This window comes from Flavisolibacter tropicus, assembly GCF_001644645.1.
Classification (GTDB): Bacteria; Bacteroidota; Bacteroidia; order Chitinophagales; family Chitinophagaceae; genus Flavisolibacter; species Flavisolibacter tropicus.
On sequence record NZ_CP011390.1, the window covers coordinates 3,640,110 to 3,652,702 of the forward strand.

Consider the following 12,593-nt stretch of genomic DNA (forward strand, 5'->3'; position numbering starts at 1 on the left):
TACGTTGCTATGCATCCATCCAGAGCTGGCAGAATGGGCGCCTTTCTTTAGTACTTTGTTACTTTAAATACCAATAAGAATGCTTAAACACATGCTGTTGTGTCTTGGCCTGGCTGCTACTGCCTACAGCTTTGGTCAAGGAAAAGAGAAATTGACTACTCCACCACAACCCTCATCCGACTCCGCCAAGCCCACCAAAAAAGGAGGATGGCCTCTGGCTGATAAAACAAAAGGCAGCAAAAAATCCGATGGCTTGTTTACCCTTTACCAGGATACCGCCACCGGAGGTGTACAGCTATACATCAAGAAAGATCAATTGGGTAAAGAGTACATCTATCAAAGCTTTTCCCTGAATGGCCCCACCTCTTTATTCCTGAACCAAAGTATGCACCGCGCCAATTTTGTGTTCAAAGTGCAGAAGGTATTTGACAAGCTGGAGTTCAGCCGCGTCAACACTTCTTTTTATTACGACCCTGCCAACCCGGTAAGTAAGACCAAGGATGTAGACAAGCCGGAAGCCATCTTCCTGGCCGAAAAGATTGCCGGTGAAGATTCTACCGGTTACCTGGTCAATGCTGATGGCTTGTTTATCAGCGAAAAGCTGGACCCGATAAGACCCGTAAGTGTACCCAGCTTTTTCAGCATTCCATCTTTTGGGCTAGGTAGTCTGAACCCCAGTAAATCCAAATACCAGGCGGTTCGCTCTTTTCCATCTAATACAGATATCATTGTAGACCTGGCCTATGATAATCCTAGCGCGTTTATACAGGGCGGTGCCGACATTACCGATGCCCGGTATGTGCGTGTGCGTATGCAGCATAGCTTTATTGAAATGCCGCAAAACGATTTTAAACCCCGTCGCGACGATCCCAGGGTAGGCTATTTTGGTCAGCAGGTAAACGACCAAACCAGTATTAGCGCCACCCCTTATCGCGATATCATTAACCGCTGGAACCTGAAGAAAAAAGATCCTTCAGCGGCGCTTAGCGAGCCAGTGGAGCCGATTGTTTTTTGGATAGAGAACACCACACCTCAAGCTTATCGCAAAACCATTATGGAAGCTGGCTTGAAATGGAACAAGGCTTTTGAACAAGCCGGTTTTAAGAATGCCATTGTAATGAAAGAAATGCCGGATACCGCTACCTGGGACCCAGCCGATCTGCGCTACAATGTTATTCGTTGGGTATCGTCCGCCAACCCTCCTTATGGTGCAATAGGACCTTCTTTTACCAATCCTAAAACCGGGCAAATACTTGGAGCAGATATTACCATTGAGTGGTATAGCGGTAGCGCTACGCCCATTTTCGACGAACTGGTAAATGGCAAAACCACAGCGGCCACCAACACACTAAATTTCCCCGGCATGGATATGAGCGAAACGGCGCTGTGCACCATGGCCAGCGAGTTAAAGGGTCAGCTGATGACAGGTATGACCGTATTGGATGTAGAAGGTTCGGAGAACGAGATCAGCGAGATGCACAAGCAGTTCCTGACCTACCTGATCATGCATGAAATGGGACATACACTGGGCTTGAACCACAATATGAAAAGCTCACAAATGTGGTCGCCTAAAGAGATCAACAACAAAGAGCTTACCCAGAAATGGGGCTTGATAGGTTCGGTGATGGACTACCCGGCTATCAACATTTCTTTAGACCGCAAAAAGCAGGGCGATTATTACACCACGCTGGCCGGCCCTTACGATCTATGGGCAATAGAGTATGGTTATACTGAATTCAAAGAGGATGAAACAGAAGGTCTGAAAATGATCCTGGACCGCAGCAACGATCCAAAACTGGCCTTTGGCAATGATGGTGATGACATGCGTGCCCCTGGTAAAGGCATGGATCCACGCGTTAACGTAAATGACCTGACATCAGACGCTATTGGTTATGCAGAAGATCGCTTCCAGCTGGTTAACAACCTAATGGGTAAACTGCTGCAGAAATATACCAAAGAAGGACAGTCTTTTGCTGAACTGCGTTCACGCTACAGCGCCCTACAAAGCCAGCGTTTCAATATGATCTCAGCCATCAGCCGTTATGTTGGCGGTGTGTATGTAGACCGTAGCTTCCCGGAGCAAAAGTCCACCACCAAGCCGTTTACACCTGTGCCTGTAGCTACACAAAAAAGAGCTATTCAAGTACTCAACAAATATGTGTTTGCGCCTAACGCGTATAAGGCCGATGCACCTTTGTATGCTTACCTGCAGCCCCAACGCCGCGGTTTTAACCAGGCCAGCGCCGGAGACGACTATAAGGTAACAGCTGTTGTTTTGAGCAACCAGTTGAATGGCGCCCTTGCACACATCTTACACCCGGCTACCTTGCAGCGCATCACCAATAGCTGTTTGTATGGCAACACCTATAGCGTGGCGGATGTACTGAACGACCTGACCACAGGCATCTTTGCAGCGGATCTGAAAGCCAATGTGAATGTGCATCGTCAATACCTGCAAACGGCTTACGTGAAAGGACTAACTAGTATGATCGATAGTAGGATGAGCCTATACGATGATGTAGCCAGGGCTGCCGGCTTAAACGCGCTTCGTAAGATAAAAACACAACTGCAAACAGCGGTGTCGCCCAATGAAGAAACCAAAGCACATCGCGCCAGCCTGTTGTTCATGATCAACAACGCTTTGGAAAATAAGTAAGTTTTAAAAACTTTAACTGACTATAGCCCGTACATCGTACGGGCTTTTTTAATGCGTGCTTGTGTTATCCAGTATATTTGCGCTTTCCTGAGTCATGGCCTTATTTAATAGAAATAAAACGAGTGATACGGCAGAAATGTCGTTTGTCGATCATTTAGAAGCATTGCGTGGTCACTTGTTCCGGAGTGTACTTGCTATTGTTATCGGCGGAATTATTGTTGCCGTTTACAATGACTTCTTTGTACGTAATGTATTGATGGGACCCACCCATGGCAACTTCCCCACCTACGCCTGGCTTTGTAAAGTGGGTCATGCCTTGGGCATGGGCGATACCCTTTGCATGAAGATCATGGATGTGAAAATGCAAAGCACCTCCGTAAGTGGTCAGTTCAGCATGTATTTCACCGTACTGGTTATTGGCGGTATTATCATTGCCTTCCCGTATATATTCTGGGAGTTCTGGCGCTTTATCCGTCCAGCCCTTACCAAGAAAGAATTGAGCAGAACCCGTGGTGTTATCTTCTGGGTATCGCTTCTTTTCTTCTCTGGTGTGTTCTTCGGCTATTTTGTAATTGCTCCTTATACCGTTAACTTCTTTGCCAATTTCCAATTGGATGAAAACATCCAGAACCAATGGACCATTGAGAGTTATATTGATACCCTGATCCCCCTGATCCTGGGTACCGGTCTGGCTTTCCAGTTACCGTTGGTGATGTTCTTCCTTTCAAAAATTGGCCTGGTAACACCTAGCTTCCTGCGTAGTGTACGCAAGTATGCTATTGTTATTATCCTGATAGTAGCGGGTATCATCACTCCGCCCGATGTGATCAGCCAGATCATTGTGACCATGCCTTTGATCTTACTGTATGAAGTGAGTATCTGGCTGAGCGCCCGCGTAGTAAAAGAAAAGGCGAAGGCGGAAGCGCTGGAATGGAGCTAACCCCCTGTCCCCCTAAAGGGGAGACTTAGGTCATTGTTTTTTATTGTATAGCATTCATCATTTAGCAATAGCATTCAGAAAAGGCCACCCATATGGGCGGCCTTTTCTTTGAAACATTAGTATAAGAGATTGACCGAAAAAGAAAGAAACAAACCCGACCTAAGTCTCCCCTTTAGGCGCCGGGGGCGTGCGTCAGCTTTTCGCCCTAATCCCTCTATCTCCCCCAATCCCGGTTCAGACAACCCTATCTCCGTGCCCCTCCCTGCCTCCGTGTCTCTGTGGTTCCCTTCTCCGCGCCTTGGCGCGTTCTGCGTGAAGCGTGCAGCGTATAGCTCATTTACCATTTAAAAGCTCCTGGAACCGATCAATATACTGCGCTACATGAAAGCCGTCCATTAAGGCATGGTGCACATGAACGGACATGGGCATCAGGCGGCGACCATTTTCTTCGGTCATTTTACCAAACGAGATCTTGGGACAGCTATCCGGAAAGGAATAGGCACGCGCATGCGAAATACCGGTAAAGTTGATCCAGGGAACAGAAGAATAATGGATCACATTCTCGCCCGATAGGGCTGGTATCAACCCTGTAGTGTTTTGCACTTTATTGATCTCTTCTTGTGCCTGTGCCTGAAATTGCTGAAAGTTGGTAGTATAATCAAAGTAGGCAAAGCCAAAGGTACCATTGGGGCGGTTGATGGTAGGCGACGCATGGATTTCATCAAAGATCCAAATCTCTTCTCCTTTAATACGGTAGCGAAACGATTCCACTTCATTGGCAGCTACCAGTGATTGATATAGGTAATAGAGAAAGAACGAAATATGCTGCTCCTTGGCAGATTCATAGGCCTTTGTTACGTCTACTTGTACGGTCACGCCAAAGAAAGGTTCATCAAATTGTTTGAAGAACTGGTATTGATCTTTACGTTCCCAGTTAGCTATGTCTAATAATTGTTTCATGGAAGCAGTAGGGCTAAGATTTCTTTAATGTGGGTTACGGATCTGAAGTTTTCATGTTCAATATGATGCTCCACATGTTCATGCGCCCAGGTGGTGTGATAAGGAATGTGAATGGCATGCCCACCCATTTCCAATACAGGTAATATATCAGACTTTAGTGAGTTACCAATCATCAGGAACTGGCTGGGTGCTATATCTAAATGTTTGATCAGTTTTTGATAGTCGCCCGTTCCTTTTTCAGACATGATCTCAATATGGTGAAAATGGTGCTCCACCCCCGAGTTCTTCAACTTCCTTTCCTGGTCCAACAGATCGCCCTTGGTAGCCACCACCATGCGGTAGTGTTCTTTTAGGGTCACCAGCACTTCTTCTATTCCATCCAGTAATTCTATAGGGCGGGCCAACAAGCCACGACCCAGATCCAGGATCTTATCAATAGCCTTCACATCGATGGTACGATTAGAAACGTTTAAGGCTGTTTCAATCATGGAAAGGGTAAACCCTCTGATCCCATAGCCATACAGCGGCAAGTTCTTCACCTCAGTTTGCAGGAGTTCCCGCGCTATAGTATGTGCCGGTAAAAATTCTTCTAACAATTGTCCAAAAGCCAGTTCCGTTTCGCGGAAATAGGGTTCATTGATCCACAGGGTATCATCCGCATCAAAGGCGATCACTTTTATATGGTCCATTACACTTATTTAATACAGAAAAGCCTTGCAAAGATAGTCTGCTTACAGGCTGCGTTTGTATACTCTCTAAAGGGTAGGGGGAAAGCTGCGAGCTGTGAGGAAGGTCATTGGTCAATAAGTCATTAGTCAATGGTGAGTAATGAGTGATGAATAATGAGTCAGTAGAGGATGAGTAAAGGAGAATTCCTCTACTCCTGCGTAACTCCCCGTTGGGTGACCATAGATGAAAGGAATTTGGAATTTGTAGTTTGGGGTTTGAGATTAGAAGCCTTCTGTGCGTGGATGCTCCCCTTTAGGGGCTGGGGGTGTACCTCTCTTGTACCTCTCCTGTACCTCTTCTGTACCTAATCTGTACCTCTTCTGTAGGTAAGTCCGTACCAACTGCACAGATAAAGCCCTCTACCTGCCTTCTAGATTCACTACTCCTCCTCTATACATCCTATACTACTCCTGTATACATCCATAAATCATGTAGAAAAAACGTAATATAGCTGCCTGAGAATCAAGCCAAAGTGAAGATCCTAAAGATACAAAATAACAAGTGGCTGCTCATGTGAGAGGGTCAATAGTATAAGAAAAGGCTGTTGTACGTAAAGCGTGCAACGGTTCTCCTATCAATCCTATAATATCCAACTAATCCTAGTTCTCTGAACACTCCTTACATATGCCATGGATGACCACCTGTACATCATTGGCTACATAACCGGCAGGAAGTTCCATTTTAGGGGAAACCACGTTATCCAGGCAGATGGTGGCATTGCAGTTGTCGCACATAAAATGCACATGGTCATCGTGGTGGTGGCCCTCTGTGCAGTCTTTACACAGAGCATAGCGAACCGCGTTATCGGATGTAGGAATAGAATGAATGATACCCTTTTCCACAAAGGTTTGCAGTGTACGGTAAATAGTGACCCTGTCAAACTTTTCACCGGCTTTCTTTTCGATATCGCCGTGTGTCAGCGCGTCTTTATGTTGCAGGAACAAGGAAAGAATCTTCTTTCTGCTATCGGTAACGCTTAAATGGTTTCGGCGTAAGACATCGGCAATTTTTACTTCCAGTGCATTCATACAGGTTACTGCTTTAAATACCGGGCAATGTCATCTTTCAATTCCTTGATCTCACTCTCCTTTAAGGCATCATAGACCTTCATCACATCACCCTTCTTGTTGACTAAAGCTATGAATTGTGTGTGTAAAAAATCATCATCAATACTACCAACGTTGTTTTTAGGATCATCAATTTTATACACATGGCGGGCCATATTGTATAAGCTGTCCTTTCTTCCGGTTAAAAACACCCATTTGTTGGTATCCACCTTCATGGAATCAGCATAGCGCTTAAGCTGGTCGGGGTTGTCGTTTAGCGGGTCGCAGGTATGTGACAGGATCAAGAAGTCTTTTTCACCCTTATATGTGTCATACACCTTACGCATATTGTTGTTCATTCGCGGGCAAATACCGCGGCAGGTAGTGAAGAAGTATTCCACGGCCGTTACCTTGCCGGCCATTGCCTTTTCTGTTACAGCTTGCCCGTTTTGGTTGTAAAAGGTAAACGGACGTATTGTGCCTAATGGTTTGATCACCTGGGTGGTAAACCCGGGTATCAGCTGGCCCATAGCCAAATAAAACCCTATTACTAATACGGCAAAGAAGGCAATGTAAAACAGACGCTTTGTAGACATGGCGCAAAGGTACAGCACCCGGCGTCACGGCTATATGATGGATGTTATGTAAATTGAATTTTAAAGATTCCTAAACGCCCACTTGTATGAAAAAAGCCCTTTTTGCTCTTCTGATCCTGTTTTCGATCAAATCTATGGCCCAGTCATCGGAAGAAACGGCCATCCGACAGCTGCTGGAGCGCCAAACCACCTCCTGGAACCGTGGCGATGTGGAAGGCTTTATGCAAACCTACTGGCAAAGCGACTCGCTAATGTTCATTGGTAAAAGTGGGGTAACGCGGGGTTGGCAGCAAACCCTCAACAATTATAAGAAAGGCTATCCTGATACAGCTGCTATGGGCAAGCTGACTTTTGATATCATCCAGATCAAACCACTTTCCCCCGAATATTATTTTGTAGTAGGCAAGTGGATGCTCAAACGCTCCATCGGCGATATCAGCGGCCACTACACCCTTCTCATGCGCCGCATCAAAGGCGAATGGAAGATTGTGGCAGATCATAGCAGCTAGGCACCCCCTGTCCCCCTAAAGGGGAGACTTAGGCTATAGTTTTCTTTTGTACACCTATATACTTCAAATCAATAGTATAATACAAGAACGTCTTCCTGAAGGAAGACGTTCTTGTTATGACATATCCATAAAGATGTTTGAATACCAAATGTTTCTTAAATCTAAGTCTCCCCTTTAGGGGGACAGGGGGTTATTTCCACGTCTTATACAAAAAGCGCAGAAACAGAAGTAACAGCAAGAACGATACAACATAAAAGGTCAGGTTGTACCAGGCTACATGCCCATGAAACGATGCCAGGTCATAATAAAAACCGGCTGTAGATACAGCAAGCATCCACAGTAAAAAGAGGGAAAAAGAGTTAATGATCTTTTTAAAATACCGCTTCACCTCCGGGTCTATCCCCATATTTGATTCGTCGTAATGCATGGCTTTCTTTAAGGTACTAATAAAGATCTGAATTGTATAGAGTCGCCGCTAAATACATTGAAGTCCACCTTAGCGGTAATACCATTTACACTACCCTTTTCGCTATGCTGCCAGAAGCTCCACTCACGGGTAATCCGCGGCTGGTGCGGCTGCAGGTAATGCGCCACCCATAGTGGGTAGTCATCAAAATGCCCCTGTAAGTTCCTAGTATAGAAATCGGCATTGGTATATATAATAGGTTTTACCCCATAATGCTCCTCCAACAGTTCTACCCATTCTTTCAATTCCTTGCGCAGGTTATCGGCAGAAACACCATATAGCTGTTCAATATCCAATACTGGTGGCAGATCGCCTTGTTCCAGCTCCACCGTTTTTATAAAGTTCTGCGCCTGGGTGCGGCCATCGCGGTTAGGAATAAAGAAATGATAGGCTCCGCGAATAATACCGGCCTCTTTGCTTTTTTCCCAATTGCGTTTGAAAAAAGGATCCACACGCCCATTGCCCTCGGTGGCTTTGATAAAGGCAAAGCCTAATTGCACCCCTTCTACATTCATTTCCCTTACCGCTTTCCAGGAAATACGCTGCTGGTAGCGTGATACATCTATACCATGAATGCCGTAATGGACAGGAATGGGAATACCGAATTCTTTATAGGTTATAAACCGCTCCTGCCGGGTTTCCTGCCATAAGTAAAAGAGATAGCCCATACCTGCCAGGGCGGCAAGGATGGTCAGAAAAATAAACCAGCCTATATAATTGGATTGCTTTTTTCGTTTGGGCGGCATTGCTGCAATACTAAAACAATACAGGGTATCTATAAAATTTTAAGGATGCTTGGTGGTATAGTTTAACGAAATACCTTACCCTATTATTACTTTTACAAAGTGGGGCAATTTAACTGGAACGATAGCGTCAATTTTTTATCCAAGCTTACAGCGCGGCGCCTGCTGAACATGGTAAAAGTGTATAGCAGCTATCAGCTAAGTAAGTGGACAAAGAAAAGCGTGCAATGGGGTATGCCCATTTCTATCTCCTTTGAGCCAACCACCTCTTGCAACCTCCGGTGTCCAGAGTGTCCCAGCGGCCTGCGGGCTTTTTCACGGCCTACCGGTATGCTACGCAAAGACTTTTTCCGAGAAACCATTGACCAACTGGAAAAAGACCTGGCCTACCTGGTGTTTTATTTCCAGGGCGAGCCCTACCTGAATCCCGAGTTTTTGAATATGGTGCAGTATGCTGCATCTAAAAAGATCTATACGGCTACATCTACCAACGCACACTACCTAACCGACGCCAATGCTAAAAAAACGGTAGAAAGTGGACTAGACCGCCTGATCATCTCTATCGACGGCACGACCCAGGACACTTATCAGCAATACCGTGTAGGCGGCAAGCTAGACAAAGTGTTAGAGGGTGCCCGCAATATGGTAAAGTGGAAGAAAGAGCTAAAAAGCAAAACCCCCTTTATTATTTTCCAGTTCCTGGTCGTACGTCATAATGAACACCAGATTGAAGAGGTGAAACAACTCGCTGAAGAAATAGGAGTAGATGATGTGTGGCTGAAGACCGCTCAAGTCTACGACTATGAAACCGATCCTAACGGCCTGATTCCTACAAATAATAAATACAGCCGCTATAAGAAAGGGAAAGACGGCAAAATGCAGTTTAAAGGCAATAACCAAAATCACTGCTGGCGTCTATGGCACGACCCGGTCATTACCTGGGATGGGGCTGTAGTACCTTGTTGTTTTGATAAAGACGCCCAGCATAAACTAGGCAGCCTGCAGCAACAGTCATTTAAAGAACTGTGGCGAAGTGGTGTCTACAACCAGTTTCGGCACCAGGTGTTGGAAAGCCGCCAGAATATTGATATCTGCGCCAATTGTTCCGAAGGCGTAAAAGTGTGGGGCTAAATCTTGTCAGCCCAATGTTAGAACATTAACTTTGATAAAGGTTTTATTAAGCTGAATGCTATATGTTTCAAGCTATAAGCAAGAGAAACTGGCTGTTTGCTTAAAGCGTGCAGCCTTATATTATTACATTGTTTATTCACCCTTCAGTTCGCGCACCCTGTACTAAAACTTAATATTTTTGACCCCTTACCATGGGAATTGAAAAAGACATACATCAAGCTAGATTTAACACCTCCCGGCAAAAAGCTATGGTCAATGTACTTTATAGCTATGGCTGGTTAGTAGAGCGTATCAAGACCATCCTTGCCGCAGAAGATATTACCCACCAACAATATAATATTCTGCGCATCTTGCGTGGCAGCGCCCCCGAACCAATTTCTACCCTGCAGATCCGCGAACGCATGCTGGATAAAATGAGCGACACCAGTCGCATTGTAGACCGACTGATAATAAAGGGCTTGGTAAAAAAAACCGTTTGCGTAAAAGACAAACGCTTAGTGGATGTTATCATTACAGACAAGGGGCAAAAGCTTTTAAAGAAACTAGATCAGGAAGCAAAGAACTGGGATGACATTATTAACCTTTCCGAAAGCGAATCAGAGCAACTTTCACATTTACTAGACAAGATGCGCCAAGCAGATTAATTAACTTGCCGGACTAATTTCCGTCCGGTATGTTACGAAAAACGCTTACGTCCCTGATTCTTGCTTTTTCCTTTTTTATAGCAGCCGCCCAGCCTCAATATGAGTTTCGTGGTGTTTGGATTGCTTCTGTTGAAAATATTGACTGGCCTTTGCCTAAGCAATACAATCCGGAAGACCAGAAAAAAGAATTTATTCGCCAGCTGGACATGCACAAGCGCAATGGCATGAATGCCGTGATTGTGCAGATTCGTCCTTCTGCAGATGCTTTTTACCCCTCGCCTTACGAGCCATGGAGTCAATGGCTTACAGGCGTACAAGGCAAACCACCAGCTCCTTACTGGGATCCCCTGCAGTTTATGATTGAGGAAGCGCATAAGCGTGGCTTTGAGTTTCATGCCTGGTTGAATCCTTACCGTGCCAATTCGAGTATTGGCAAGGCGTCCATTGCCCAATCGCACATTACCCGCCTGCACCCTGAGTGGTTCCTGGAATACGGTGGCAAACTGTATTTCGATCCAGGTAATAAGCAAGCACAACATTGGGTGAACGACGTAGTTCGTGATATTGTAAGCCGATACGATGTAGATGCCATCCATATGGACGACTATTTTTACCCTTACCGCATTGCAGGCAAAGAGTTTCCAGACAGTAAGACATACGCCCAATATGGCAATGGCTTAAGCAAAGGCGACTGGCGCCGCAGCAATACAGACTCTATTATCCTTACATTAAGTAAGACCATTAAAGAAGTAAAGCCTTGGGTTAAGTTTGGCATTTCGCCGTTTGGCGTATGGCGCAACCAAAGCCAGGATCCAATGGGTAGTCCTACGCAAGGCGGTCAAACCAATTACGACGACCTGTATGCCGACATCTTACTATGGACACGCAATGGCTGGATCGATTATGTGATCCCACAATTGTATTGGGAGATGGGGCACCCGAAAGTAGGATTTGAAACCTTGATCGACTGGTGGAGCCAGCATGCTTATGGTCGCCATATGTATATTGGCCACGGCATTTACCGCGCCATGGAGAAGAGTAGTAAGGCCTGGCACAATCCTAACCAACTGCCTCAGCAACTGCAGTTACTGCGCCAGACACCTAACGTGCAGGGCAGCGCGTATTTCAGTAGCCGCAGCTTTTACAGCAATCCAAACGGTTGGAACGATTCATTGCAGAATAATTACTACCGCACGCCGGCACTAATTCCACCAATGGAATGGCTACCTGCCAAACCTGGTACAACAACTGCTGCCGCAAGCACTAATTGATAATTATAATCAACTGCATAAAAAAAGCCGCTTTCTAGAAAGCGGCTTTTTTTATGCAGTAGGAAATGGTTTGATTGTAATTATTTAACACGAAAAGCCTCTTGCCAGACTACAAAAGTTTATGTCTTCAGGCACTTTCATTTCAAGGACACAAACTCTTGTAGTCTACTGCCAACTATCAACTGCCATCTGTCAACCCTCAACGCCCCCCTTTTGTCAAAAGATGTTCAAAAATTTAAAATCCGTGTTAATCCATCACCAATCCACCTCATCCACGGTTATCTTTGCGGCGCCAATTTTAAACAAGCAAAAGAAATATAGTATGAAAAATGTGACCCTATCTCTTGGATCAAAATTCCCAGAGTTTAAAAAGAAAGCGGTGGTGTCTATCGAGAAAGGAAAAGAGTTTTACGACCTTACCTATGAAGAGATCCGTAATGCTGGCAAATGGATGGTGATGTTCTGGTGGCCAAAGGATTTTACGTTTGTATGCCCTACTGAAATTGCTGAATTCAATAAAGCTTACCAGGAATTTGCTGACCGCGATGCAGTATTGGTTGGCGCTTCTACCGATAGCGAGTTTGTACACGCTGCATGGAGGAGAGATCATGAAGACCTGCGCAACCTGCAGTTCCCTATGTTAGCTGATACTTCTAAATCATTGGCTGAAGAACTGGGTATCCTGGAAGCAGAAGAGAAGATAGCTTACCGCGCTACTTTCGTTGTTGACCCTCAAGGTATTGTACGTTGGGTTTCTTTATACGACCTGAGCGTAGGCCGTAATGTAAAAGAAGTATTGCGCGTTCTGGACGCTTTACAAACCGACGAACTTTGCCCTTGCAACTGGCAGAAAGGCGAAGCGACGTTGACCGCTTAATTAAACGTCTCTTTAAACTAGTCGG

General features: G+C 45.4%; 13 protein-coding genes. 7 read left to right on the forward strand and 6 right to left on the reverse strand.

Translation table 11 applies throughout. The features are described 5' to 3' along the window. Nucleotides 1–79 precede the first annotated feature (79 nt). Together SY85_RS15320 and tatC are read left to right on the forward strand one after the other, a co-directional pair. A complete protein-coding gene (locus tag SY85_RS15320; RefSeq protein WP_066405778.1) occupies nucleotides 80–2,656 on the forward strand; it encodes a zinc-dependent metalloprotease in 2,577 nt (858 codons plus the stop codon). A gap of 94 nt (nucleotides 2,657–2,750) precedes the next feature. After that, nucleotides 2,751–3,596 carry a twin-arginine translocase subunit TatC gene (tatC, locus tag SY85_RS15325; protein ID WP_066405779.1) on the forward strand — a complete coding sequence of 282 codons (846 nt, stop codon included), beginning with the start codon at nucleotides 2,751–2,753 and terminating at the stop codon, nucleotides 3,594–3,596. A gap of 333 nt (nucleotides 3,597–3,929) precedes the next feature. Here tatC and SY85_RS15330 read toward each other — a convergent pair whose 3' ends face one another. The 4 genes from SY85_RS15330 to SY85_RS15345 all read right to left on the reverse strand — a co-directional run bounded on the left by SY85_RS15330 (nucleotide 3,930) and on the right by SY85_RS15345 (nucleotide 6,927). Continuing rightward, nucleotides 3,930–4,556: a chloramphenicol acetyltransferase gene (locus SY85_RS15330; protein WP_066405780.1), complete on the reverse strand. Its 627-nt coding sequence runs from the start codon at nucleotides 4,554–4,556 to the stop codon at nucleotides 3,930–3,932. Further along, a complete protein-coding gene (locus SY85_RS15335; protein WP_066405781.1) occupies nucleotides 4,553–5,245 on the reverse strand; it encodes an HAD family hydrolase in 693 nt (230 codons plus the stop codon). The genes SY85_RS15330 and SY85_RS15335 overlap by 4 nt, the downstream gene beginning before the upstream one ends. Before the next feature lie 639 nt (nucleotides 5,246–5,884). Further along, the gene (locus tag SY85_RS15340) at nucleotides 5,885–6,313 is read right to left on the reverse strand and encodes a Fur family transcriptional regulator (RefSeq protein ID WP_066405782.1); all 429 of its coding nucleotides are present in this window, start codon (nucleotides 6,311–6,313) and stop codon (nucleotides 5,885–5,887) included. A gap of 5 nt (nucleotides 6,314–6,318) precedes the next feature. Then, nucleotides 6,319–6,927, reverse strand: coding sequence for an SCO family protein (locus tag SY85_RS15345; RefSeq protein ID WP_066405783.1), 609 nt, complete (start codon nucleotides 6,925–6,927; stop codon nucleotides 6,319–6,321). 86 nt (nucleotides 6,928–7,013) lie between these two features. Here SY85_RS15345 and SY85_RS15350 point away from each other — a divergent pair, with 86 nt between their 5' ends. Next, nucleotides 7,014–7,436, forward strand: coding sequence for a YybH family protein (locus tag SY85_RS15350; RefSeq protein ID WP_066405784.1), 423 nt, complete (start codon nucleotides 7,014–7,016; stop codon nucleotides 7,434–7,436). 190 nt (nucleotides 7,437–7,626) lie between these two features. On the opposite strand, the gene SY85_RS15355 is transcribed toward SY85_RS15350, so the two are convergent. Both SY85_RS15355 and SY85_RS15360 read right to left on the reverse strand, forming a co-directional pair. Continuing rightward, the gene (locus tag SY85_RS15355) at nucleotides 7,627–7,863 is read right to left on the reverse strand and encodes a hypothetical protein (protein WP_148661213.1); all 237 of its coding nucleotides are present in this window, start codon (nucleotides 7,861–7,863) and stop codon (nucleotides 7,627–7,629) included. A gap of 8 nt (nucleotides 7,864–7,871) precedes the next feature. Beyond that, nucleotides 7,872–8,648, reverse strand: coding sequence for a glycoside hydrolase family 25 protein (locus SY85_RS15360; protein WP_066405786.1), 777 nt, complete (start codon nucleotides 8,646–8,648; stop codon nucleotides 7,872–7,874). 99 nt (nucleotides 8,649–8,747) lie between these two features. Here SY85_RS15360 and SY85_RS15365 point away from each other — a divergent pair, with 99 nt between their 5' ends. From SY85_RS15365 to SY85_RS15380, 4 genes are all read left to right on the forward strand, one after another. Beyond that, nucleotides 8,748–9,776 carry a radical SAM/SPASM domain-containing protein gene (locus tag SY85_RS15365; RefSeq protein ID WP_226998841.1) on the forward strand — a complete coding sequence of 343 codons (1,029 nt, stop codon included), beginning with the start codon at nucleotides 8,748–8,750 and terminating at the stop codon, nucleotides 9,774–9,776. Between the two features lie 191 nt (nucleotides 9,777–9,967). Next, nucleotides 9,968–10,420, forward strand: a complete 453-nt coding sequence (locus SY85_RS15370) for a MarR family winged helix-turn-helix transcriptional regulator (RefSeq protein ID WP_066405787.1) — start codon at nucleotides 9,968–9,970, stop codon at nucleotides 10,418–10,420. Nucleotides 10,421–10,449: 29 nt separating this feature from the next. Beyond that, complete coding sequence (locus tag SY85_RS15375; protein ID WP_066405788.1) at nucleotides 10,450–11,691, forward strand: glycoside hydrolase family 10-like protein; 1,242 nt, start codon at nucleotides 10,450–10,452, stop codon at nucleotides 11,689–11,691. A gap of 322 nt (nucleotides 11,692–12,013) precedes the next feature. Next, the gene (locus SY85_RS15380) at nucleotides 12,014–12,568 is read left to right on the forward strand and encodes a peroxiredoxin (protein WP_066409833.1); all 555 of its coding nucleotides are present in this window, start codon (nucleotides 12,014–12,016) and stop codon (nucleotides 12,566–12,568) included. Nucleotides 12,569–12,593 lie beyond the last annotated feature (25 nt).